At 59.3% G+C, this 25670-nt stretch carries 17 protein-coding genes; 13 read left to right on the top strand and 4 right to left on the bottom strand.

Annotation, left to right across the window (positions count from 1 at the left end):
* Positions 1–135: 135 nt before the first annotated feature.
* Positions 136–4689 carry a glutamate synthase large subunit gene (gene gltB / locus H9S92_RS11145; RefSeq protein WP_187466788.1) on the bottom strand — a complete coding sequence of 1518 codons (4554 nt, stop codon included), beginning with the start codon at positions 4687–4689 and terminating at the stop codon, positions 136–138.
* Positions 4690–5386: 697 nt separating this feature from the next.
* Between gltB and H9S92_RS11140 the strand changes: the two genes are divergently transcribed.
* The 4 genes from H9S92_RS11140 (at position 5387) to H9S92_RS11125 (ending at position 9723) form a co-directional block, all read left to right on the top strand.
* On the top strand, positions 5387–6478 hold the full coding sequence (locus H9S92_RS11140) for a metallophosphoesterase (RefSeq protein ID WP_187466787.1): 1092 nt from the start codon (positions 5387–5389) through the stop codon (positions 6476–6478).
* Positions 6479–6725: 247 nt separating this feature from the next.
* Positions 6726–8123: a type III PLP-dependent enzyme domain-containing protein gene (locus tag H9S92_RS11135; RefSeq protein WP_187466786.1), complete on the top strand. Its 1398-nt coding sequence runs from the start codon at positions 6726–6728 to the stop codon at positions 8121–8123.
* A gap of 12 nt (positions 8124–8135) precedes the next feature.
* Complete coding sequence (gene kdsB / locus H9S92_RS11130; protein ID WP_187466785.1) at positions 8136–8867, top strand: 3-deoxy-manno-octulosonate cytidylyltransferase; 732 nt, start codon at positions 8136–8138, stop codon at positions 8865–8867.
* Positions 8868–9099: 232 nt separating this feature from the next.
* On the top strand, positions 9100–9723 hold the full coding sequence (locus H9S92_RS11125; protein ID WP_187466784.1) for a porin family protein: 624 nt from the start codon (positions 9100–9102) through the stop codon (positions 9721–9723).
* A gap of 109 nt (positions 9724–9832) precedes the next feature.
* On the opposite strand, the gene H9S92_RS11120 is transcribed toward H9S92_RS11125, so the two are convergent.
* Together H9S92_RS11120 and H9S92_RS11115 are read right to left on the bottom strand one after the other, a co-directional pair.
* The gene (locus H9S92_RS11120) at positions 9833–11191 is read right to left on the bottom strand and encodes an ATP-binding protein (protein WP_187466783.1); all 1359 of its coding nucleotides are present in this window, start codon (positions 11189–11191) and stop codon (positions 9833–9835) included.
* Positions 11192–11516: 325 nt separating this feature from the next.
* Positions 11517–11729 (bottom strand): hypothetical protein, encoded by a 213-nt coding sequence (locus tag H9S92_RS11115; RefSeq protein ID WP_187466782.1) that lies wholly within the window; start codon positions 11727–11729, stop codon positions 11517–11519.
* Between the two features lie 252 nt (positions 11730–11981).
* Here H9S92_RS11115 and H9S92_RS11110 point away from each other — a divergent pair, with 252 nt between their 5' ends.
* The 9 genes from H9S92_RS11110 to H9S92_RS11070 all read left to right on the top strand — a co-directional run bounded on the left by H9S92_RS11110 (position 11982) and on the right by H9S92_RS11070 (position 22777).
* Positions 11982–12587: a hypothetical protein gene (locus H9S92_RS11110; RefSeq protein ID WP_187466781.1), complete on the top strand. Its 606-nt coding sequence runs from the start codon at positions 11982–11984 to the stop codon at positions 12585–12587.
* A gap of 50 nt (positions 12588–12637) precedes the next feature.
* Entirely contained in the window at positions 12638–13138 is a 501-nt protein-coding gene (locus H9S92_RS11105; RefSeq protein WP_187466780.1) for an Lrp/AsnC ligand binding domain-containing protein, read from the top strand.
* Positions 13139–13202: 64 nt separating this feature from the next.
* Positions 13203–14930: an amidohydrolase gene (locus tag H9S92_RS11100; protein ID WP_187466779.1), complete on the top strand. Its 1728-nt coding sequence runs from the start codon at positions 13203–13205 to the stop codon at positions 14928–14930.
* 239 nt (positions 14931–15169) lie between these two features.
* The gene (locus tag H9S92_RS11095) at positions 15170–15637 is read left to right on the top strand and encodes a pyrophosphohydrolase domain-containing protein (protein WP_187466778.1); all 468 of its coding nucleotides are present in this window, start codon (positions 15170–15172) and stop codon (positions 15635–15637) included.
* A gap of 14 nt (positions 15638–15651) precedes the next feature.
* Positions 15652–16296, top strand: a complete 645-nt coding sequence (locus tag H9S92_RS11090; protein ID WP_187466777.1) for a protein-L-isoaspartate(D-aspartate) O-methyltransferase — start codon at positions 15652–15654, stop codon at positions 16294–16296.
* A 115-nt stretch (positions 16297–16411) separates the two neighbouring features.
* Positions 16412–17179 (top strand): nucleoside triphosphate pyrophosphohydrolase, encoded by a 768-nt coding sequence (mazG, locus tag H9S92_RS11085; RefSeq protein WP_187466776.1) that lies wholly within the window; start codon positions 16412–16414, stop codon positions 17177–17179.
* A 241-nt stretch (positions 17180–17420) separates the two neighbouring features.
* Positions 17421–18014, top strand: coding sequence for a bifunctional nuclease family protein (locus tag H9S92_RS11080; protein WP_187466775.1), 594 nt, complete (start codon positions 17421–17423; stop codon positions 18012–18014).
* A gap of 309 nt (positions 18015–18323) precedes the next feature.
* A complete protein-coding gene (locus H9S92_RS11075) occupies positions 18324–19586 on the top strand; it encodes a zinc dependent phospholipase C family protein (protein ID WP_290283278.1) in 1263 nt (420 codons plus the stop codon).
* A gap of 233 nt (positions 19587–19819) precedes the next feature.
* Positions 19820–22777 carry an aminotransferase class III-fold pyridoxal phosphate-dependent enzyme gene (locus tag H9S92_RS11070; RefSeq protein WP_187466774.1) on the top strand — a complete coding sequence of 986 codons (2958 nt, stop codon included), beginning with the start codon at positions 19820–19822 and terminating at the stop codon, positions 22775–22777.
* Positions 22778–22828: 51 nt separating this feature from the next.
* Here the strand turns inward: H9S92_RS11070 and H9S92_RS11065 are convergent, their stop codons facing one another.
* Positions 22829–25618, bottom strand: coding sequence for a DUF7619 domain-containing protein (locus tag H9S92_RS11065; protein WP_187466773.1), 2790 nt, complete (start codon positions 25616–25618; stop codon positions 22829–22831).
* Positions 25619–25670: the final 52 nt, after the last annotated feature.

Below are 25670 nucleotides of genomic sequence, written 5' to 3'. Positions count from 1 at the left end.
TTGGAGTTTTACCCCCAGTGGTGGAGACGTTATACGTCGACCAATGCTACCCAGAAAGTAATTTATTTTAACGCAAACATTAAAAGGTCTTGATCGCCCACTCGACGTATAACGTCTCGACCATTTCTCCATGGGCTACACCAATTGTGCTATCTTAACCTTCAAATCCGGCTGCAATTGTTTTTCCTCCAGCACCCGCTTGTAATCGCGGGGCATGACTTTCACAAAATGCCCGAGTTTTTCCGTCCAATTGTTCAGCATATCCAGCGCCGTCTTCGAGCTGGTGTACGTGAAGTGATTGCGGACCATCTGCTGCAGCAGCCCGCAGTCGAAATCATTGAGCGGTTCCAGCTCCGCCATATCTCCGTTGAGCTTGCTGGCGGCCAGCTTTTCGGGGTCGTAGAGGTAGGCCATGCCGCCCGACATCCCGGCGCCGAAGTTTTTGCCCGTGTCGCCCAGCACGACCACCAGGCCCCCGGTCATGTACTCACAGCCGTGGTCGCCGATGCCCTCCACTACGGTTTTGACGCCGGAGTTGCGGACGCAGAAGCGTTCCCCGGCCATGCCTTTGATGTAGGCTTCGCCGGAGGTCGCTCCGTAAAAAGCGACGTTGCCGATGATGATGTTGACGTGGGGATCAAACTTCGACTGCCGGTCAGGCACCACAATCAGGCGGCCGCCGCTCAGTCCTTTACCGAAGTAGTCGTTGGATTCCCCTTCCAGCAAAAATTCGATGCCTTTGGCCCCGAAGGCTCCGAAGGATTGCCCGGCCGAGCCCCGGAAGCGGAACTTGATGGCCCCATCGGGCAGCCCCTCTCCGTGGAAGCGGCGGCTGATCTCGTTGGAAAGCATCGTGCCCACGGCGCGGTCGGTATTCTTGATGGCAAATTCGCTGCTGACGGGTTGCATCTCCTCCAGCGCCAGTTTAGACGCCGTGATGAGTTGCCGGTCGAGCACGTCGCCCAACTCGTGGTCCTGCCTGGTCTTATTGTAGAGGCCAACGCTCTCGTCGGCAATTTCCTTGTGCAGGATGGGGCTCAGGTCGAGGGATTTGTATTTCCAGTGCTCCAGGTCGGCGTTCATCTTGAGTTGCTCGACTTGCCCGACCATCTCGGTGATGGTCCGGTAGCCCAGCTCGGCCATGATGCTGCGCATGTCTTCAGCCAGAAAGCGGAAGAAGTTGATGACGTGCTGGGGGTCTCCCGTAAAGCGGGCGCGGAGCTCGGGGTCCTGGGTGGCGATGCCTACCGGGCAGGTATTGACGTGGCACTTGCGCATCATGATGCAGCCTTCCACCACCAGGGCGGCCGTGGCGATGCCGTATTCTTCGGCACCAAGGAGGGTGGCGATGACGAGGTCGCGGCCCGTGCGGATCTGCCCGTCGGTTTGCAGCACCACGCGGTCGCGGAGTTTGTTCTTCACCAGCGTCTGGTGGGTTTCGGCCAGGCCGAGTTCCCAGGGCAGGCCGGCGTGGCGGATGGAGCTGAGCGGACTGGCCCCCGTACCGCCGTCGTGGCCGGAGATGAGAATCGCGTCGGCCTTCGCCTTGGCTACGCCGGAAGCGATGATGCCTACGCCGGCCTTGGAGACGAGCTTGACGTTGATGCGGGCGCGGCGGTTGGCATTTTTGAGGTCGAAGATCAGCTGGGCCAGGTCTTCGATGGAGTAAATGTCGTGGTGCGGCGGCGGGGAGATGAGTCCAACCCCGGGGGTGGAGTGCCGCACGCGGCCGATCCAGTCGTCGACCTTATGCCCCGGCAATTGGCCGCCCTCGCCGGGTTTTGCGCCTTGGGCCATTTTGATCTGAATTTCGTCGGCGTTCGTCAGGTAGTGGCTCGTGACGCCAAAGCGGCCGGAAGCGACCTGCTTGATGGCCGAGCGGCGGTTGTTACCGTACTCGTCGATTTCGTAGCGGACCTCATCTTCGCCGCCCTCCCCGGAGTTGGAGCGGGCACCGATTTTGTTCATCGCAATGGCCAGGGTCGTGTGCGCCTCCCAGCTGATGGAGCCGAAGGACATCGCCCCGGTGGCGAAGCGGGTCATGATCTGCTCAGCGGATTCTACCTCTTCCAGCGGAATGGGGTCGCCCTTGCGGAAGGCCAGCAGACCGCGAAGGGTGAGGGCCCGCTGGGTCTGATCGTTGATTTCTTTTTTGTAGAGTTCGTACGCCGCAGCATCGTTCTTGCGGGCGGCGAGCTGGAGGTAGTGGATGCTCTTGGGGTTAAACGTATGGGCCTCGCCCCGGCGTTTCCACTGGTAGACGCCGCCGACTTCCAACTGGGGGTTGATGACCGGCTTGGCGGGGTAGGCCAGCTGGTGGCGCACCAACACTTCGCGGGCAATACCGTCGTAGCCAATGCCCTCAATGCGGCTGATTGAGCCCCGGAAGCAGTCGTCCACCACATTGTGGTTCAGGCCCAGGATTTCGAAGATCTGCGCCCCCTGGTAAGACTGGAGGGTGGAGATGCCGATCTTCGACATGATCTTGAGCAGGCCCTTACCAATGGCTTTGCGGTAGATGGTCAGGATCACCTTGCGGTCGGGGTCGACGCTGTCGAACACGCCAGCGTTGTAGAGGTCGGCCAGCGCCGCGTAAGTCAGGTAAGGATTGATCGCGCTGGCGCCGTAGCCAATCAGGGTGGCGAAGTGGTGGGTTTCCCGCACGTCGCCCGCCTCAATGACCAGGCTGGTCTTGGCGCGCAGGCCCAGGCCAACCAGGTGGTGGTGCACCGCTCCGGTCGCCAGCAGGCTGGGAATGGGCGCGTTGTTGCTGTCTGCCGCCCGGTCGGAGATCACCAGGATGTTGTAGCCACTGCGGACCATACTCTCGGCCTGTGACTTCAGGTGACGGATGGCCGCTTCGAGCCGCCCTTCCTGGCCGTCGACCGGGAAGAGGGAATTGATGACGCCAGTCCGGAAATCAGGATGGTGCATCTCCTTGATCTTGGCCATCTCGTCGTTAGTCAGGACCGGCGAATCCAGGTGAATGTTCTTGGCATTTTCCGCCTTGGCTTCCATGATGTTGCCCGTTTCGCCGAGCATAGCGTAGAGGCTCATCACGCTGCGTTCGCGGATGGGGTCGATCGGCGGGTTGGTTACCTGGGCAAAGAGCTGCTTGAAGTAGTTGGATAGGTGCTGGCTCTGCAAACTGAGCGGGGCCAGGGGCGTATCCGCGCCCATCGAGCCGATGGGGTCCTGGCCACTTTTGATCATGGGCTCCAGCAGGAAGCTGAGGTCTTCCTTGGTGTAGCCAAACAACTGGAGGCGCTGGAAGAGGGTCTTTTCGTCCATGCTCACCGGGGCACGGCGGCGGAGTGGCAGGGCCTCCAGGGTGATGCGGTGCTCCGTGAGCCACTCCCGGTACGGCAGGCGCTGGCAAATGGCTTCCTTGAGCTCTTCGTCGCCAATGATGCGGTGCTCCTCTAAGTCGGCCACCAAAATTCGCCCGGGCTGCAGGCGGCCCTTCTGCACCACCCGCGACTGGTCTACCGGCAAGGCACCGGCTTCGCTGGCGACGATCAGGACGTTGTCGTCCATTAAACACCAGCGGCTGGGGCGCAGGCCGTTGCGGTCCAGCGTAGCGCCCACCAGAATGCCGTCGGTAAAGCAGATCGAGGCCGGGCCGTCCCAGGGCTCCATCAGGCCTTTCGTGTACTGGTAAAAGGCCTTTTTATAGTCGGGCATCAGCTCGTCGTGCTGCCAGGCTTCGGGCACCATCATCATCAGCGCCTGGGGAATGCTGATGCCGTTGAGGGTAAGGAATTCCAGCACGTTATCGAAGTTCGCCGAATCGGATAGGCCCGTGCCGCACACGGGGTAGATCTTGTCGAGCTCTTCGGTGGTGAACTGGGCGGTTTTGCGGATGAGGCTTTCCTTGCTCTTCCACCAGTTGACGTTGCCCTGGATGGTGTTGATCTCCCCGTTGTGGGCGATCATGCGGAAGGGCTGGGCCAGCTTCCACTTCGGCACCGTGTTAGTCGAAAAGCGGCTGTGGACGAGCGCGATGGCGGATTTGAAGTCGATGTCCTGCAAATCCGTGTAGTAGCCGGGGAGCTGCCAGGTGGTCAGTTGTCCTTTGTAGACGATGGTCTTGTAGCTGAAGCTGGCCAGGTAAAATTGGTCCTGGGTCTCGGGGTAAGTCGTGTGGATGCGGTGGGTGGCGTACTTGCGCAGGATGAACAGCCGCCGTTCCAGTGCGGCGGGATCCAGCGGCTTGCGGGGCTTGACGAACACCTGTTGGAAGCGGGGCTCTACACTGCGGCTGGTGGGGCCCACCTCTTCGTGGTCGGTCGGCACCTTGCGGTAGTGAATGAGGTCGAAGCCAAGCTCATCGGCGTAGTCTTCAAAGAGGAAAAGACAGCGGTCGGCCAGCTGCTTTTCTTCGGGCAAAAACAACATGCCTACGCCGTACTTGCCGTGTTCGGGCAAGACCTTACCGATGGCGGCCAGTTTCTTGCTGAAAAATTCGTGGGGCACTTGCACCAGGATCCCCGCCCCATCGCCACTGTTGGGTTCACAGCCACAGGCGCCCCGGTGTTCCATGGCGGCCAGCATTTTCAGGGCATCGGCCACGATCTGGTGGGAAGCCACGCCGTTCAGGTTGGCCACAAAGCCGGTTCCGCAGGCGTCAGACTCCAGGTGGGGGGTGTAAAGTCCTTCCGGACGGGGTGTATCAGCTACGTAACGCATCCAAATTCACGTTGTCGCCCCACCAAAACGGGAGTGACTTGGTGGAGTGGGTATTAAAAGTTCTGTAGTTTGGGTCAGCAACCCGGTGGGGCCTTCACCTTCCCCCGCCGTAGCGAAAGGACGGACAAGATACGCGCCCGGGGCACCTTTTCCCACTTTTGCCGGGGCAATTTGCGCCCCCTTAAACCGATAGCTAAGCACGCGACGGAGTGCACAAAAAGTTGAATTAACGAATTTATAATTTGATTAATTTTTAAATTGCAAAACTTAATTCTTAAATTTTTCATTTAAAACAAATTTAATGCCAAACGTTCTTTTCCGCAGATCAGCCTTTAGCGTGGCCCCAAAAAAACCCGACGCTGCTGTTGCGTGGAGGGTGCGAAGTGGCTTTGCTTAAAATCTTACCAAAAGCCAGGAAGGGGAACTTGAATGCGGGCTTTTGGTGGGCGCGGTCGCAGGTGCCGGGGATCGGACAAAATAGCGGGGGAGGTTCGGGTGGGGACACCCTCAACCAAGGAGAAGGCGATAAAATCCCACTGCTTATTCCGGCCTCCCGACGAAAAACGGAATTTAATTGGCGCTAACAAACTGTTAACCGTCAGTAGATGTTAATTTTGCATTCCCTTTACGCAAGGAAAACCGCTTAAGCCTCCCGGTTTCGGTTTTTCCAGTGGTCCTCTCACTCAATCGTCCGATCTTGCAAAGCCGCATCCTCCTCCCCCTCCTTTTGGTCTTTTCTGCCAACCTGCTGCGCGCTCAGGTCGGTGAACCCGACGGTCCCTATCTGGTGTACCAAGGCGAAGACCTGGTGGGCTACTGGACCTGGCCGGAGGAGCGGCGCGCCGACTCCGTGCGCTGGGCAGACCACGCTGCGGCTACGCTGCCCGATTTCCCGGGCTTCCGGGCCAGCAGCGTCCTCCCCGACCAGCCCTTCCGCCGTTCAGGACAAGTCGATTGGCAAAACGTGAAGAAAGTTGCCGCCCTGAGCGATATCCACGGGCAGTACGAGACGGCCCGCAAACTCCTCCAGGCCCAGGGCATCATCGATGAAGAGCGCAACTGGGCCTTTGGCGAAGGCCATCTGGTAATCGTCGGCGACGTCTTCGACCGCGGTGACCAGGTCAATGCCACCCTCTGGATGATCCACGACCTCCAGCAACAGGCCGAGGCCGCCGGTGGCAAAGTCCACTTCCTCCTCGGCAACCACGAAACGATGGTCCTGGCCGGAGACATCCGCTACATCCACAAGCGCTACCTCCTCACAACTGCCCTGGTGCGCAAGTCCTACCAATCCCTGTATGGCCCAGACACCTACCTGGGCCGCTGGCTGCGCAGTCTGCCCCTGACGGTGCGCATCAACAATGTCGTGTACGTCCACGGAGGCTTCAGCCCCGACCTGCTCAAGGAAGTCAGCACCCTGCAAAAAATCAACGATACCTACCACGAGCACCTCATTGACGTCAACCCCACCGTCGCTACCTGCGACTCTCCCAAACTCAAGCTGCTCCACGGCGCCAACGGCCCCTTGTGGTACCGGGGTTACTTCGTGGATTCCGATTTTACGGATCGCGACGTAGACCGCATTCTGAAAAAAGTGGAAGCGGAACACCTCGTGGTGGGGCACACCTCCTTTGATGCGGTAAAGAGTTACTTCGGCGGCAAAGTGCTGGCCGTAGACAGCAGCATCAAGTTCGGTTCCATTGGCGAGGTGCTGCTCATTGAAGACGGTAAATTCTGGCGGGGCGACCTCCACGGCGGCCGCCTGCCACTGCTGGAGGCGGTAAAATAAGCTGGCCCCTGCTTCCCTTGCTCTCCCCCTTTGGGGGTTGGGGGGCCAACATTCTCCCCCCCTTCGGGGGGGCGGGGGGGAGCACCTGCGTCCGCGCCCACTTCACCTTCTTTTAACCCTGCGCGGTCTTCGGAGAGACCGGTACTGCCCTGCCCTACCCCCGAACCGCCCGAAAAGCCTACTTCGCAAAATCTCCTCTTGAAATCCCGTTGTTGGTCCTTACTTTTGCCCCGCAAAAAATACGCCGGTGGCAAATAAGTACTTCGATCTTATTGATCAGACTTTTTACTTTCCCCAGAGTGGGTTCGACCTTGAAAACGGTTACCTGACCTTCAACAACATACCCCTGATCCACCTGATCCGGAAGTACGGTACGCCAATGAAACTGACCTACCTGCCCAGTATTGGCCGGAAGATCAAGGAGGCCCGTAACCTGTTCAGCCGGGCCATGCGCAGCCAGGGCTATTCCGGCAGCTACCAGTACTGCTACTGTACCAAAAGCAGCCACTTTGCCCACGTGGTGGAGGAGGCCCTGGACCACGGCGTACAGCTGGAAATCAGCTCCGCCTACGACGTCGACCTCATCCGCCGGCTCTACCAACGGGGCAAGCTGGATAAGACCATCACGGTGGTCTGCAACGGCTTCAAACCTATCGAATACCTCAGGGCCATTACCGGCCTGATCAACGATGGCTTCAGCAACGTGATTGCCGTGGTAGACAACGCCCACGAGCTGGATTATTACGATGAGCACGTAGTGGGAAAGTGTAAAGTGGGCATCCGCGTGGCCACCGAAGAAGAACCCAATTTTGAGTTCTACACCAGCCGGTTGGGGCTGCGCGAGGCCGATGTGCTCCCCCTGTTCCGCGAACGGATCAAGGACAATCCCAAGCTGGAGCTCCACATGCTCCACTTCTTCGTCGATACCGGCATCAAAGACAGTCTTTACTACTGGGGCGAGCTCAAAAAAGCCGTTCGCCTTTACGGTGCGCTCAAGCAGGAATCCGAGCAACTCCACGCCCTTAACATCGGGGGCGGGATGCCCATCCGCAACAGCCTGGGTTTTGACTTCGATTACAAGTACATGGTGCGGGAAATCGTTTCCAACCTCCTGGAGGCCTGCGAAGAGATGGAGGTGCCCGAGCCCGACATTTTCACGGAATTTGGCAAGTACACCGTTGGCGAATCCGGCGCAACCATTTTCTCGGTCATCACGCAGAAACAGCAGAACGACAGTGAGATGTGGTACATGATCGACAATTCGCTGATGACTACCCTACCCGATGCCTGGGGCATTGGCGAACGCTTCATCCTCCTGCCCGTCAACAAGTGGCAGCACGATTACCGCCGGGTCAACATCGGCGGTTTGAGCTGCGACAATTCCGACTACTACAACAGCGAGATCCACGAAAGCCAGGTTTACCTGCCAATGAACAAGCCGGAGGATACCGAGCCGCTTTACCTCGGCTTCTTCCACACCGGAGCTTACCAGGACAACATCTCCGGCTACGGCGGCATCAAGCACTGCATGATCCCCAGCCCCCAGCACATCATCATTGATCTGGACGACGAGGGCAACCTCACCGACCGCATCCTGCACCCCCGGCAAACGGCGGAGTCGATGCTCAGCATCCTCGGTTACTAAAAGTCTGCCGTCTTGGTCCTCGCCGTCATTCCCGCCCGCTACGCCAGCACCCGCTTCCCCGGCAAGCCCCTGGCCACGCTGGGGGATAAGTCGATGGTCCGCCACGTCTACGAGCGCGTACAGGCCTGCCCGGCCGTGGACGAGGTTATTGTGGCTACCGACGACATGCGCATCCAGGAACACGTCAGCAGCTGGGGCGGCCGGGTGGAGCTGACCGACCCTACGCATCCCAGTGGAACGGACCGCGTGGCGGAGGTGGCCGCCCGTTTTCCGGAAGCTTCCATCATCGTTAATGTACAGGGTGACGAGCCCTTCATCGATCCCCGGCAGATCGAGGCCGTGCTGGCCCCTTTTGCGGATCCCGGGGTGGCCATCGCCACGCTGGCCCGCCCGATTTTGGAGGAGCAGTCCCTGCTTTCCCCCAACGTCGTTAAAGTGGTGCGCGACGCCCGGGGCCGGGCCTTGTACTTCAGCCGCCACGCCATTCCTTTTTTGCGGGATGTGCCCCTGGGGCAATGGCTGCAGGCCGGGCAGCACCTTCAGCACCTGGGGCTTTACGCCTACCGCGCGGAGGTCTTGGCCCAGCTCACGGCCCTTTCTCCCGCCACCCTGGAGACCGCCGAATCGCTGGAGCAGCTGCGCTGGCTGGCGGCGGGCTACGCCATTGCGGTAGGCCTTACGGACCTGCCCAGCATCGGCATCGATACGCCGGAAGACCTGGAAGCGGCGCGGCGGCATTTGTAGCTGGAACGGGCCAAAGTTACTCATCACCATAAGACTGTTGGATCGGGTGCCAGAGCGCAGGTGCTCCCCCCGCCCCCCCGAAAAGGGGAGTATGGGATATCAGCAATGGTCGAACACGCGCCAGGCGATCCGGGTTATTGAGGAAACAACATCGGCGAGCAAGCAGCTGCGTGCCGCGCCATTCACTCGCCAGCAACTGAACCTAAAAATTTAACCAACCAAATATTTCCCAATGCGTAAATTATTCTTCACACTTGCCGCCGCCGTCCTCCTCACCAGCGGCCTTTCCGCCCAGTACTTCGGCCTCCGCGCCGGGGTAAATTCCACGAACGCTAAAGTTGACTTCGAAAACGCCGAGATTGACACCGACGGCGAAACCAACCTGATGTTGGGCATCTTTCTGGACCTGCCCCTCGGCACCGACCTCATCAGCATCCAGCCCGAACTGAACTACCTCAACCGGGGATATTCTCTGAGCGCTGATTTCGGACCCGCTGGCAGCTTCGACCAAACCATCTCTTACATCGACCTCGGTGGCCTGCTGAAACTCAACTTCGGCCGCGAAGAAGGCCTCGGCTTTTACCTAGGGGCCGGCCCGATGTTCAGCTACGCTGTTTCCGGACAGCGGACGGTACTTGGTGACGAGACCGACATTGACTTCGACGCCGACCGCATCAATCGCGGAGAACTCCAGTTCGCTGGCGTAGCTGGTCTGACCATCGACCTGGGCCTCAAGCTCTTCGTGGAAGGCCGCTACAACGGCAGCTTCAGCGACCAATCTGACCTTGATGACTCCGAAATCCGCCAACGCTCTATTGGCATCAACGGTGGTGTTTTGGTGCCCCTCGGCAACTAGGCACACCGACATCACCTGGACGAAAGTCCATTACCGATAGCACTGAGCTGAACGTTTTCAGTGCTCCCTTGGCCAAGACGCGGCGCGATGAAACTGGAAATCCCCAGGTTTATTGCTCCGGGTTTTGGCCATTTTTTTGGCCAGCGATGGGTTCTTTTAGCACGTCCTGGAGCGAGAAAGACTGGTACTTAACTTCGTAACCGCTCAGTTTGCGGATGATTTCCTGGGCCTTTAGGCGTAAGACATCAATAGAAACATTTCTGGGGTCCATTTTCACTTCTCCAATGACCGCTTTTTTGGTGAGTTCGTTGTAGGCGATGACGTCTATTTCGTTCTGGTTGCCGCGTTCCCAATAGTTCCCAATGTGCGAGAATTGGTGGCTTTCAGCTAGTTTTTGGCGGATGAGTTTTTCCAAAATGGGGCCCGCAAAAGTTTTGAAATCCCGGTCAATGATTTGCCGGACGTAGGCGAAGTTTCTTGTTTCTATTGGGCCATCGTATTTGTGGATGAACCGGAACCAGAAGCGTAGAAAGTTATCGTCAATAAAATACCGGACATTGGTAGTCCCTTCCTTGCTGAACACCGGCCGTAAACGATCAATGATCTGGTATTCATCTTTGAGCTTTGTCAGGTACCCGCCCACTGGCCGTTGTAGGACGCTTTCTATTTTTCCACGGGTTGTTTGGCCATTAGCTATCAGGGCAAGGACAGAAAAATAGGTGCCATAGTCTTTACCGAATTCTTGCACGAGCAAAAAATTTCCCTCTGGTAAAAAGATGGATTGGTGTTTCAGCAGGTGCTTCAGTATCAGATCGTAAGAAAGTGCTTGATCGTCGGCCAGTACTTCGACGTAGTAGGGAACACCACCAGTTATGGCGTAGAGGGTCAAAAAATCGAATGCCGTATAATTTGGAGCGTAGGCATGCATTATTTCGTGGAGAGTGGCAACGGAGAGCGGGCCGATGAAAAACTTTGCGCTGGCCCGCCCGTAGAGTGGCTCCTGGTAACTATCGAAGATCCTCACCATTTGCGTTTGTACCGACCCGCTCAGAATGAGATTAATCTTTGCCTTGTCTTTGTTGAGGTCCCAATACTGCTGCACAAACCCGTAGATCGCTGGGTTGATGCGCGTGAATTCTTGAAACTCGTCAATCACCAGGTTGATGTGGCGGGTATGCGCCAGTTCCATTAGAAAGCGAAACACGTTGCGGAACTCCGTGTAGGGCTGATAAACATCAATGCCGAGGACACGACTGAGCTGTTCGACAAATTGGGCACACAAAAGCTGTTCGTCTTGCCGGGTTACGAAGAAATACAGGTATTCTTCTCCCGCAAGACTTTCGAGGATTAAACGGGTTTTCCCAATGCGACGGCGGCCCGTAACTACGGTCATCCGACTTTGGGTCTTACTCGCTTCCCGGATCTTCCTTAGTTCCGCAAGGTCATTTTCTCTGCCAAAAAACTTCATGGGGGCAAAGATAAGCATATTCTGTCAACGCAGGTTGCGTCAACTCAGGTTGACGCAACCTGCATTGACGCAACATCCTCTGCAACTCCCAGAAACTTTAATTGGCGCTGGATTGAGATGGGAGAAAAGTTGGTGGCGCAACTGTCAGGGTTGGGGTTGGGCCGGGCTGGAGTTTGCCGGGCCCACTTTATCCTCCACTTTACGATTGTCGAGATTTCGATAATCGTAAAGTGTGTTGATCCCACGGCACGCCATGAAGGCGGGCAAGACGCGGGCGAATATGCACCTACCCTGCGGATGGAAAAAGTCGGCTGTCACCCAGCAATTACTTCTGCGAATAGCCAGCGTAGGGACCTTCTGTTTCGTTTGCGGCCGTCGCCTGGTCATCGCGCAAGATCACGTAGGTCTGCGAGAGGACAAGCAGGGCGGAGCTCGTCGCCGCCAAACCAATCATCAGGGGAGATGGGAAAAAGCCGGCTAGCGCGATCATTACCAGGGCCAGCAGAATGATGAAGCGGGAAATCGTGGAAAGGGACATAAGATCGATTTTGCCAGGCTAACAGCGGGAGAATGATTCGGTTCTGCGTTACCTTCACGTCGGTAGTGCCCACCGACCCTGACCCCGGTAGGGGTCTAACCTCAATAACCCCGGATGGAGGATGCAACGCATCCGGAATCCGGGGTATCTCGCAGTACCGTGCAACGCATCCAAAATCCGGGGTATCTCGCAGTACCGTGCAACGCATCCAAAATCCGGGGTATCCAAAATCCTGGACTACTCCTCACCGCCATGCTCCTCCCCGAGTCTGACCTGCTGTTCAACTTCCCCCCAGACTGGGTGGTGCGCAAGTACGACGCTACCGATGCCTACCAGTCGCTGAGTGGCCACGGCCTGAAGGGCGTTGACTTCCTGGCGCTGAGCCCCGATGGCTACCTGTGGCTGATCGAGGTAAAAAACTTTCGCCCCCGCTTCGCCGCCGGGCTGGAGTACCGCGCCAAACGCCGGAGCCCGGAGCACCTTGCCGCGCAGGTCGCCCGCAAATTCAGCGACACCCTGCGGCTGATCCACATCGTTGACCGGGCGCTGCGCAAACACTGGTACCGCCGCCTTAAGCTCTGGTACGTGGAGCGGGTGGCGGGCGATCAACAATCCAACTACTGGTTCTGGTCTGAGGCAAAGCGACGCATCGACGTCGCCGCCAAAGTAGTCTACGTCTTGTGGTTGGAAACCCCGGAAAAGAAAGCGACCTACGACGAAAGTACCCGGGCCTTGCTCGCCGCCCTCCTGCCGCCGGGGGCCACCCTTTTCGTCGCCGAAAGCGACCGGCCCGCAGGCCTGCCATTCAGCGCCGGGCCTGCGGGCGAGGCGTCGGCGGAAGGTCAAGATCTGCCGTGATGACATCCGTTTTATTGTAATGTTCCTATCTTGCCGCATACCCATGTTTTATGAGTAAGAGCTACGAACTCGATGACCTTGATCGCAAGATTCTGGCCCTCCTGATGGAGAACGCCAAGCGCCCCTACACCGAGCTGGCCAACCAGCTTTTCGTATCGGGCGGCACCATCCATGTTCGCATGAATAAGTTGATTTCTGCGGGCATCGTCCAGGGGCAAACCCTGATGGTCGATCACGCCAAATTGGGCTACGACGTGACGGCCTTTCTGGGCGTCTACCTCAAAAGCAGCAGCGAATACGAGCCCACCACGGTCTACCTGCGCGACATTCAGGAAATCGTCTCCGCCCACTACCTTACGGGCGTCTACAGCATCTTCCTGAAAGTCGTATGCCGGGATACCGACCACCTGCGGCAGGTGCTGGGCAAAATCCAGCAGTACGAAGGCATCCAGCGCACGGAGACCTTCATTTCGCTGGAGGAGAGCATCAACCGCCCGGTACAGGTCGTTAGCCCCAGCGAAATGCGCGAACTGGGTTTGCATTTATCCTGAGGCCAACAAGTCCAGAGCTGGCTGGCGGACCACCCCGCTTTTTCATTTATCCGCACCTTATTGTATGTCCAGATTTTTGCCCCTTTCCTGCCTCTTTTTGCTGGTTGTTTCCTGCCGCGACGTGCCGGATACGGGCAACCAGGCCGATCTGCTGGTATTCAACGCCCGGATCTGGACGGGCGTGGATTGCCCGGGGGTGAGCAGCCCCGCCGCTGCTGATTACTGTGCTACGGCGCTGCTCATTGGCCAGGGGGGCCGCGTCATGGCCGTGGGCAATGATACGAGCGAGTGGCTGGCACAAATTACGCCAGCTACGGCGCGGCTCGACGCGGGTGGTAACTTCCTCATGCCGGGCTTCATTGAGGGCCACGCCCACTTCAGTGGCCTGGGCAGCAGCCTGCGCAACCTCAACTTCCTGCGCTCCAAAAGCTGGGAAGATATTGTGGCCATGGTCGCCGAGCGGGCCGCCACCACCCCCGAAGGCGACTGGATCAGTGGCCGGGGTTGGCACCAGGAAAAGTGGGACGCTCCGCACGACCACAGCGTTGGCGGCTACCCCGTCCACGACGAACTGAGCCGCCTGACCAGCCAGCACCCCGTCATCCTCCGCCACGCCAGCGGCCACGCCCTGTTCGCTAACGAAAAAGCCATGGAAATCGCCGGCGTCAGCCGCGAAACCCCCGACCCACGCGGCGGCCGCGTCTTGCGCGATGCTTCCGGAGACCCCACGGGCGTCTTCGAAGAGCGGGCCATGGACCTCATCACCGACGCCTACCAGAACTACATCCAGACCCTCACCCCCGAATCCCGCAAAACGGAGTGGCTGGCCGGCATCAGCGCAGCCCAGGACGAGTGCCTCCGCAAGGGCATCACCAGCTTCCAGGATGCGGGATCTCAGTTCCAGGAAGTCGATTGGTACAAGGAACTCGACCAGGCCGACTCCCTCCGCCTCCGCCTTTGGGTGATGCTCCGCCACTCCTACCAGCGCATGGCGGGCAATATGGACGGGCTGCCGCACTACGGCGATCGTTTCACCTGTGCGGCCATCAAGAGTGAGCTCGACGGGGCCCTGGGCAGCTACGGGGCCTGGCTGCTGGAGCCCTACTTCGATAACCCCGGCTTCGTTGGCCAGAACACCACCAAAGTGGAGACCGTCGACAGCATCGCCCAGCTGGCCTACCAGCACAACATGCAGCTTTGCGTCCACGCCATCGGCGACCGTGCCAACCGCGAGACCCTCGACGTGATGTCCCGCTACGTGCAGCCCGGCGACGACCGCCGCTGGCGCATCGAACACGCCCAACACATCGACCCGGCCGACATCCCCCGCTTCGCTCAGCTGGGCGTCATCGCCAGCATGCAGGGCATCCACTGCACCTCCGACGCGCTCTTTGCCGAAAACCGCCTGGGTACCGAACGCGCCCGCAGCGGGGCTTACCCCTGGCGAAGTTTGCTCGACGCCGGAGCCACCGTCACCAACGGCACCGACGCGCCGGTGGAAGACGTAGACCCCATCGAAAGTTTCTACGCGACGGTAACCCGCAAACGCGCCGATGGTAAAGCCGACTTCTTCCCCGAGCAAGCCATGACCCGCACCGAAGCCCTCCATTCCTACACCGCCGCCCCCGCCTACGCCGCCTTTCAGGAGGATGAACTGGGCACGCTCGCCCCAATGATGGAAGCCGATTTCGTGCTCCTTTCCAACAACCTCCTGAGCTGCCCCGAGGAAAACATCCTCAGCACCAAAGTACTGAGCACCTACGTCGGCGGGCGCCTGGCCTGGAAAAATTAAGCGCTTAGCGTTAGCCCAACAGCAGGCAAAGCGTGGGTACGGGCGCGGACGCAGGTGCAGGGAGCCGGAACAAGGAGCGGAGTTAAGGCAGTTCGGTAGTTTTTTAGTTCGGTAGTGGACAATGCTCCACTACCGAACTAAAAAACCCTTGCGATCTGACCATCTGAAAATCAGCGAATATCTACGTTGCATCCCCCTCAACCTGACGTTAACTATCTTCGCCGCAAACCTCGTTTGGAATGACCTCCCCCAAAGCACTCGAAGACGTTGCTGAATTTCACCGCACTTTCCACTTGCCCGTTTTAAGCACGCCGCAAATTCCCGGCCCAGACCGCTGCCGGCTGCGCCTCAACCTGCTGCGCGAAGAGCTGGATGAACTCGCCGCCGCCATCGACGCCCAAGACATCGTTGAAGCCGCCGATGCCTTTGCTGACCTCCAGTACGTCCTGAGCGGGGCCATCCTGGAATTTGGCCTTGGCGAGAAGTTCCGCGCCCTCTTTGAGGAAGTTCACCGCAGCAACATGAGCAAGACCTGCGCCACCCTGGCCGAAGCCGAGGCCACCGTGGCCCACTACGCCGCCCAGGGCCAGCAGGGGCAAATCGAAGCCTCCGGCGAAGTGTTCCTGGTGTACCGGACAGACGACCGCAAGGTGCTGAAAAACGTTCATTACTCCCCGGCCAACCTGCCGGCCGTGCTGGGGGGATAGCCAAGCCATTTGCCATGGATTCTTTCCGCCACCGCGGCCTGCGCCGCCAACTCATCGAGCAACTTCGCCAGCAGGGTCTGTACAACGAACAGGTGCTGGAGGTGATGGCCAACGTCCCCCGCCACGTGTTTCTGGACAGCAGCTTCCAGGAATGGGCCTACCGCGATGAGCCTTTCCCGATCGACTGCGAACAGACCATCAGCCAGCCCAGTACGGTAGCCTGGCAAACGACCGCACTGGAACTTCTGCCCCGGCAGCACGTCCTGGAAATCGGGACGGGGTCGGGCTACCAGGCGGCAGTGCTGTCGCTGCTGGGGGGCCGGGTATTCACGGTGGAACGCCACAAACTGCTCTACCAAAAAGCCAAACTGACCCTGAAAAAGCTGCGCCTCGACCGCATCCGTTGCTACTTGCGTGATGGCACGAAGGGGCTGCCCGAAATGGCTCCCTACGACCGCATCCTGGCCACGGCCGGGGCCGCAGCGGTGCCTCCCGCCCTGCGCGAGCAACTCAAAGTGGGCGGCATCATGATCATCCCCGTCGGGCCGGAAGGCGAGGAACAAACCCTGCTCAAAATCGTCCGCACCGGCGATAATGCCTGGACGGAAGAAAACCTGGGGGGCTGCCGCTTTGTCCCCTTCAAGGAAGGACTGGGCTGATTCCTCCCCCGCTCCCGGTCCTTTCTCCCCCCTTCGGGGGGGCGGGGGGGAGCACCCGCGTCCGCGCCCAACCTAAGTCACCGCTCTTTTTCTTTTACCCTACCCCACCCCGCCGATGTCCGATAAAACTCCCCAACTCGAGGCCTTCCGCCGCCTGCTCACCATTATGGACGAGCTGCGCGAGCAGTGCCCCTGGGACCGCAAACAAACCCTGCTCTCCCTGCGTAAACTCACCATCGAAGAGACGTACGAACTGGCCGACGAACTCCTGAAAGAAGACCTCGAAGGCATCAAAGAAGAGGTGGGCGACCTGTTGTTGCACATGGTTTTTTACGCCAAAATTGCCAGCGAGCAGGGTGCCTGGGACATAGCCGATGCCCTCCATTCAGTGTGCGATAAGCTCGTGGAACGCCATCCCCACATCTACGGCAACGTTGTCGCCGAAGACGAGGAGGCCGTAAAACAGAACTGGGAGAAAATCAAACTGGCCAAGGGGCAGGGCAAAAAAACCGTCCTCTCCGGCGTCCCCACCGCCCTGCCCGCCATGGTGAAGGCCATGCGGATGCAGGAAAAAACCGCCCAGTTTGGGTTTGACTGGGACAACGTGGACCAGGTATGGGAAAAGGTGCGGGAGGAGATGGAGGAATTCCGCACGGCTACCGACGAGCGCCACCGCGAGGAGGAATTCGGCGACCTCCTCTTCAGCCTCATCAACTACGCGCGCTGGAAAGGTATTGACCCTGAGCTGGCCCTGGAACGCACCAACCGTAAGTTCCGCGAACGCTTTGAATACGTGGAAAACGCCGCCGGAGCCGCAGGCCTGGCCGGGATGCCGCTCGCCGAAATGGAAGCCCTCTGGCAAGCCAGCAAAAAACTGGCCTAGGAGGGGCCATATTTGGCGCTGCGGCAAGAATATTCCGCAGCGCCTTCACAAGTTTTTGTACCTTCGCACGTCCCTGGCGCGAAGCATTTGAACCCGCGCCGTGGCCTATCCGTTACAACCGGTGCCTGCCCAAGGAGCGATCCACAAGCAACAAAGAAAGGGAAAAGCCTTCTCCTTTCTACCCTCAGGTTGGTATTCCTCCCCAGCAAGCCCCAGGCACTAAGCAGTGTAAGCAGAAAGTATGAACAAGATTGAGCTCCGGATAATGGCCATCAGCCGCAGTGTGACACAGTCAACCAACTACGCCATTGTATTGGGTGAGCTGGATAGCCCGCGCCGTCTGCCCGTCATCATCGGCAGCGCCGAAGCACAGTCCATCGCCGTAGCCATTGAAGGCATGACCGGGCCGCGCCCCCTGACGCATGACCTGTTCAAGAACACCCTGGAAACGTTGCGGACGGACCTGCGGGAGATCATCATCAGCGACCTGAAGGAAGGCGTATTTTACGCCCGCCTCGTGCTCGACCGGGAAGGGGAAATCATTGAAGTAGACAGCCGGACCAGCGACGCCCTGGCCCTGGCCATCCGCTTTGAATGCCCGATTTATACCTACGGCGACATCCTCGAAACGGCCGGCATCGTCTTACACGGCGAGGAAGAACACGACGAAGAGGACCTGGACGAGCAACCCGCAACGGCCGAAGCCAACCCGGAAAACCTCAGCAGTTTCAACGTCGGCGAACTTAACCACATGCTGGAAGAGGTGCTCAGCAACGAAAACTACGAGCGCGCCGCCCAGATCCGGGATGAGCTGAAACGCCGGAGGGAGAGTTAATGCGTGACCGCCGGAGGCAGCAGCGTAGCTAATGCGTGCGTAGGGGCTGAGGGCTGGCGCTGGTTGGCTTAAGCTTTCATCCAATAGCTCGTTTCTTGGCTCCGGCATTTCGGTCATATCAAATTTTACGCTTCGGATATTCAGTGTAGGGGCCTTCGCTTATGCTGCTGTAGCTCGCGGTAGCCATTCACGCATTCGCTCATTAGCTGCTATGCTGCCTACGGCAATCACACATTATCTTCGCTGCTGTCGCTCGCGGTAGCGCATTCACGCATTCACGCATTCAATCATTCACTCATTGACCGTCTAGTGTTGCACCGCCTCAAGTACCTTCTCCTTTTCCTGGTCCTCTGCAGTGCTTTTGCCTGGACGACGCTGCCGGAAGACCCTGACTGGGGCTTTTTCGGCCACCGCCGCATCAATCGCCTGGCGGTCTTCACCCTCGATGAGGAGATGATGCCCTTTTTCCGCGCCCACGTGGAATGGCTTACGGAACACGCCGTGGACCCCGACAAACGCCGCTACGCCTCTAAGCACGAGGCCGTTCGCCACTACATCGACATCGACCACTGGGGCGAGCGGGGGTCCGGTTTTCCGCACGTGCCACGGCGCTGGACGGATGCCTTGCTCTGGAAAGCCGAGCTCCTGGTGGTTGTGGAGGCCCGCGACACCCAGGTGTGGCACGTTGATACCATCACCCATCCTTCGCCCGATCGTTTGTTCTCGCCCGATAGCCGGGTGTTGCTGCGCGACCAGCGGGGCGCTTCCGTGGAGCTGCAGTTGGGTGCCTACCGTAGCTTCTGGATCAGCAACGTGCTGCCCCAGTACTACGAAGACGCCATTCTCCTCCAGCCCGATAGCCTGCGGGCGGTGGGCTTTCCCGTCGGGGAGGGCACCAGCAGCATCACCGTGCGCGAAAACTTCAGCAGCTACGGCATCCTGCCCTACCACCTGGAGTCCATGCACCGCCGCATCACCAAGGCCTTCAAGGACGAGAACGCCGACCAAATCCTCCGACTTTGCGCCGAGATGGGCCACTACGTCGGCGATGCCCACGTGCCGCTGCACACGACCGAAAACTACAACGGGCAACTGAGTGGACAAACGGGCATTCACGCCTTCTGGGAAAGCCGCCTGCCCGAGTTGTTTGCGGATGAGGAATACGACTTCTTCGTCGGTAAAGCCGAATACATTGAAAATCCCCGGGAGTACTACTGGGAGATCGTACTGAAAAGCCATTCCCTGGTGGACAGCGTCTTCCGCACCGAGCAGCGCCTGCGCGACACTTACCCTGAAGACCAGCAAATGTGCTTCGAGGAACGCCTGGGCCGGACGGTGAGCACCCAGTGCGCCGAATTCTCCGCCGCCTGGGACCGCGAGATGCAGGGCATGGTCGAAGAACGTTTCCGCGCTGCCATCCACAGCATCGGCAGCGTTTGGTACAGCTGCTGGGTAGACGCCGGCCAGCCCGATCTGCGCCGGCTGGTTCCCCGGCCCACGCTTTTTGCTAAGTCCGATACCCTGGACCGGGCCGTGCAGGCTGGCGCGATTAAGGGAAGGGTCCACGAATAAGCAAAGGCAGTTTCACACCTGGCTTCACAGTTTACTTACACCCGCGCCAGAAGGAAAAAAGAGACCAGGACTCCCAAGCGGCAAGCAAGGCCGTAGTAGCGGGCTCTCCCTGGTCTCGGTGCGAATCTAAAAAAGTTGGCAAAAAGGTGTTTCTTGGGGGTGATTTTTTTCGCGTGATGACCGAAGATCGTTTAATCCCTTTCCTCCTTTCCTCCCTTACTCCCTTATTCCGGATGTCCCCAACTTTTTCCAGCGAGCGCGCTGCCGCTTTGGCCCGCGAACACTACGGCATTGACGCCACTGAGGTAAAAGCCTTAGCGGGGGAGGTCGACCTCAACTTTTACCTGCGCACGACAACGGGAGCGGCCTATACCCTCAAGATTTCCGCGCCGGATACTGCTCTTTCCTCGCTCGAATTCCAGGACGCGATCATGCGCCACCTGGCGGACAGTGGAATTCCCCGGCAAACGCCCGTACCCGTTGGCAATATTACCCCGCTCGGTGGAGGTCGGTTCCTGCGCTTGCAAACCTGGATCGAGGGTAAGATGCTCGGCGACCAACACCCCATCACGGCCAGCCTGCGCTGGCAGTGGGGGCAAACGGCGGGGCTCCTCAGCCACGCCCTCCAGAATTTCCAGCACCCGGCGGCCCCCACCCGTTACAAGTGGAACCCCAGCCAAACGCTTGATGCTCAGGTCCTGGCACAGTACCTGACCGAAGAAGAGCGCAGCCTGGCACAGTTTTTCTGGGCGCGCTTTGCCACCCATACCCTGCCCCGGCTGGCGGACTTGCGGCAGTCGATCAATTACAACGACGCCCACGAACAGAATTTGCTGGTGGACGCCCACGGGCGCATCACCGGGGTGATCGATTTCGGGGACGCGATGCATACCCATACCGTGAACGAACTGGCCATCGCCTGCGCCTACGCCGGCATGGGCTGGCCCGACCCCATCGGTGCCATGGCCGAAGTTGTAGCGGGCTACCACGCCAGTTTTCCGCTTCAGCCGGAGGAACTGCTGGTCTTGCTGGACCTGATCATTGCCCGCCTGCTGCTTACCGTCACCACGGCCGCCGAAAACCTGGCCCACGCGCCGGAAAACCCCTACCTCCAGGTTTCGGCCGCCCCGGCCTGGGCACTTTTGCGTCGTTTGCGGAAGATCGATCCCGCCTTTGCCCTGGCCATGTTCCGGGCGGCAACGGGGGCGGAAAGTTCGCGGCAATTTGCTCCCCTGCATCCCGTCGTCCGGCTGGCGGGTAAGACGGTAGTGCCAATCGATTTGAGCGTCGGCAGTCTCGACCTGGGCAATCATCGCAACTATACCGACCTGCCCACTTTCACCCGCCACGTTGCCCGTTTTCTCGAAGACCGGAACGCCGATTTTGCGGTGGGCGGCTACGGCGAAGCCCGGCCCGTTTACACCACCGACGCCTACGCTACGGAGGGCAATTACGGCCCCCGCTGGCGCACCACGCACCTGGGTCTCGACGTCTGGGGAGCAGCCGGAACGCCCGTTTTTGCGCCCTTCCCCGGGGTGGTACACAGCCTCGCCATCGACCCCGCCCCCGGCAGCTACGGCCCCACCATCATCCTGGAACACCAAGACCAGGACGGCGTTTTTTACACCCTGTACGGTCATCTTTCGGCGGATAGTTTGCTTCCTTTTCGCGCCGGAGCGCAGGTGCAGGCGGGGGATGAGATAGCAAGGTTTGGCAAGGCCGGGGAAAACGGCGGCTGGCCTCCCCACCTCCACTTTCAGGTGATGACGGACCTGCTGGGCTACGTCGGCGACTTCCCCGGGGTGGCCTACCCTACCGAGGCCGCCGCCTGGATGTTGCTCTGCCCCGACCCTTCGGCCTTCCTCGGTCCGGCCATCTCCGCCCGCGCTACGGCCCAACCCGCACTGGAAACTTTACTCAGCACCCGGCGGCGGGCCCTGGGATATAGCCTTAGTGTATCCTACCAACAGCCGCTGCACATCGTGCGGGGGGCCGGCCAGTACCTCTACGACGTCTCCGGCCGGCGCTACCTGGATACGGTCAACAACGTCGCCCACGTTGGCCACCAACACCCCCGCGTCGTCGAAGCCGTTGCGCGGCAGGCCGCCGTTTTGAACACCAACACGCGCTACCTGCACGAAGAAATCCTCCGTTTCGCCGAAGAGTTGGTTGCGACCCTCCCCCGGGAATTGTCCGTGGTGCATTTCGTCAACTCCGGCAGCGAAGCCAATGAGCTGGCCCTGCGGATGTGCGAAAACTGGTCAGGGACCCGCAACATGCTCGCCCTCGAGGTCGGCTACCACGGCAATACGGGCCGGACGATCGACGTCAGCCACTACAAATTCAACGGCAATGGGGGCCAAGGCGCTCCGCCCCAAACCCGGATTCTGCCGATGCCCGACGTCTTCCGCGGCCGCCACCGCAACCCAGCGACGGCCGGGCGGGACTACGCAGCCTACGCCCGGCAGGAAATCGAAAGGGCCGAAGGCGAAGGACGGCGTTTTGGCGGCTTCATCGCCGAAAGCATCCTGAGTTGCGGGGGGCAGATCCCGCTGCCGGAAGGGTACCTGCGGGAGGTCTACGGCTACGTACGGGCCCACGGCGGACTCTGCATCAGCGACGAGGTGCAGGTGGGCGTGGGGCGAATGGGGACGCACTGGTGGGGTTTTGAACTGCAGGGGGTAATCCCCGACATCGTCACCATCGGCAAGCCACTGGGTAACGGACATCCCCTCGGGGCCGTCGTTTGTACCCCGGAGGTAGCGGCCAACTTCGCCAATGGCATGGAGTACTTCAATACCTTTGGTGGCAACGCCGTCAGTTGCGCTGCCGGGCGGGCGGTCTTGCGCGTGGTGCGGGAAGAAGGATTGATGGAAAATGCGCAGGCGACGGGCCAGCTTCTCCAAACCTTGCTGCGGCAGCTGGCGGCGGAGTTTCCATTGATTGGGGACGTCCGGGGCCAGGGATTATTTCTGGGCTTCGAGCTCGTTTATCCGGACCTGGCACCTGCGGCCGCGCCCGCGAAATACCTCAAGGACCGCATGCGCGAACTTGGCTTTTTGCTGAGTACCGACGGGCCAGACGATAACGTCCTCAAAATCAAGCCTCCCCTGTGTTTCAACGCCGCAAACGCCGCGCAGCTGACGGACTATCTGCAAAAAGTTTTGGGGGAAGACGCTTGCAAAATTTAATGCAAGCAGCTCCCCCCAAATAAAACTCAGGACATTAAATAAGACTCGTACTTAGCGCTTGACGAAGGCGGTCCGGCCTTTAGCAATACCAGCCGCGTTCTGGACAACCAGCAGGTAGTAGCCAGCGGGCAGGTGCCCCACTTGCAGGCCGCGGCTGCTGCTGCCGTAAGGCTGGCTGAGGAGGCGTCGGCCGTGGAGGTCAATGACCGTCAGTACGTCCGTAGCGGCAATACTGGCATTGGGCAGGCTGATGCGCAGCAGGCCGTCCGTCGGGTTGGGGAAAACCTGGAGGTCGATTTCCTGGGCCAGTTCGGCGCGGGTGCTGCTGACCAGGCCGTCTTTGGCGATGCGGTGGAGGCTGACGTTGGTAAAGATCGGCTCGTTGAAATCGAAGTAGATGGCCGCCTGGTTGGTGATGGGCGTGCCGGGGGCCAGGCCTTCGGTGTGGTCGATGCTGAAATTGATCACGCCCTGGCTGGCGGCTACATTGACGTTGCTATCGGGCAGCATGATGTTGGGGAAGCGGAAGGTGACCACCCGGCCGGAATCGATGCTTACGCGGTAGTCGTGGCTGGCCGAAGTTACCTTGAAGGTGGCCAGGTCGAGCTCTGGCGCAATGGTATCGAGGATGACGATGTTGAAGGCGGTATCCGTGCCCGTGTTCTGGAAGCGTACGGCGTAATCGATGCGGGTGCCACTGGGAATATTGCCACCGTCGTAACCCAGGGGGTAACCGAACTTGTCATTGGGGTCGTAAGCCCCTACGTTGGCGCGGCAGGCGATGGCCTGAGCAGGCATACCGTTGCCGAGCGCCAGGATGTTGGCCAGGCCCGTGGTGATGCTGCCTGCGGTGTTCGTACCACAGCCTTCGGAAAGAGCCGTGGGCGAAGAGGAGGCGGGGGCAAGGGGTTCCTGGTTGGTGATGATCTGGTACGTCCGGCCATCGGCGGGCAAATCCACGGTGAACACCCCGTCGGCGGCCAGAGCGGGCACCATAATGGGTTGCGGCGTCATCATGATGCCGTCTTCCACCACCACGTAGCTGAGGGGAACGGTCATGGGATTAGCCCCAATGTTTTCGATGGAAAAGCGTACTTGCTCGCCGTCACAATCTGCGCCGGTAACGTTGACCAGAGCACCCGACCAACCGTTCTCCGGCACACAAGGGGCATCCGGGGTAACGGCAGCCTCTACGCAGTGACTTTGGCCCAGGGCCGCGTTGCAGCTGACGGTAAAGGTAAACTGAATGCGCCCTTGCGCAAAGGGAGGAAGGTCGCCCAGCTCAAAAGTAAAGGTGTTGCCCGTTTGGCTGCTGGCGGGGATGCCCGGGGAGATGTTGAAAAAGAATGGATCGAGCTCGACCGTCAACGTAGCGTTCTCAGCGACGGCCGATCCCTGGTTGGCGTAGCTTACGTACACCACGTTGCTAAAGCAGCGGCGCAGGAAGGGTACACTAACGGAGGTGGTCATCATCGGGCAGTCTGCCAGCACCGGCAGGAAAACATTGGCCTGGCTGGGCGAAGAAGGAAATACCGTAACGGTAGCCGCTGGTTCGCAGGCACCGAAAGGCTGCCCTGGCTGGATTACGGGGTGCAGGGTGTAGGTCCCCGATGGCACGTCCAGTACGAATCGCCCGCTGGCATCCGTCATGCCGTAGTAAACCTGTCCATCGTCCGTATCGACCAACCGAACGACGACGCCGGGCACCGGCGTATCGCCTCCGTCAAAGGAGCAGTTTCCTGCGGCATCCAGGTAGACGTCAATGGACACACTACCGCAGGCCTGGTTTTGCAGTACGCTATTGTCCACCACAATCGCTTTGATGATGGTATCACATTCCGTGGCAATCTCCACGGTGTAGGTGCCCAGCTGATCTACGCAAATGCCGGGTCCGTTGTTCTGGCCGTTCAACGCGCCATCCGGGCCGGTCCAGGTGTAGGAAATTCCCGCATTAGTGGCGGGCACGTTGGCCGCTCCTTCCAGGAAAAGACAGAAGAAAGTTCCGCACAGTGAGTCGGGAAGTTCGGAGAGCAGCAGATCCCCGAATTCCGGGAAGGCAATCACCGTAGCTGCGCCCCGCACGGTACAGCCCCCGTCTTCCGCGACCCCCAATACGCGGTAAATGCCCGCTTCCGTAGCCTCTACACTGGGTCCTTCGGTGATGACACCGGAAGGGGAAGTCCAGGTGTATTCATAGAATACCGTAGCATCGCCCACCTCAATGGTTACCGACCCACCCTCGCAAGGCAGGTAGAAGGGGCTGAACCAGTTGATGGTATTGGTCGTATCAGGCTCAGCGGTGATGATCGTTTCGGCAGCACACTGCCGGGCGTCGATGGCAACAAAGTTGTAGGTTTCGCCAATGGTGATGTTGCTTACGATCAATTGACCACTTTGGTTGACTTCCCCATTGACCAGATACGGAGGTACCCCGCCGATGATTTGCACCTGGATGAAGCTATTTGAATCTTGCGGACTACAGTTGCCGCCGAATTGCTGTGCCCGCACCGCAAACCCAAAACAGGGGTCAGTGCCGCAGCCCGCCGCCGGAGGTGCGATTTCGATGCTCACCACGCAGTTGGGATTGTCGACGTCAACGAACACGAGGGTGGAAATGCCCTGAAACGGACCCGCCTCAAAAAGTTCGTCGGTCAGGAAACTGCCGGTCTGGTTGGTCCCCACCAGGTTCCAGGTACCCTCGGTGGTTCCGTCCACGTCGAAGCTGATGAAATAACCTTCATTGTTGTTGCCGCAAAAGACCGAATCGATCGATACGGTAAAGCACTGGCCCGTGAGTGGGGCCAAGGCGAGGAAAAAAAGCAAAGCAAGTAAAGTACGCATGGGAATAAGTTTTCAGATCAGAGTAAATAGTGTTTGGCTGCAATGCCATTTT

Origin of the sequence: Neolewinella lacunae, assembly GCF_014349155.1 — a bacterium.
Classification (GTDB): domain Bacteria; phylum Bacteroidota; class Bacteroidia; order Chitinophagales; family Saprospiraceae; genus Neolewinella; species Neolewinella lacunae.
Note: the sequence above shows the minus strand (reverse complement) of the source record. Positions and strands in the feature narration are given on the sequence as shown.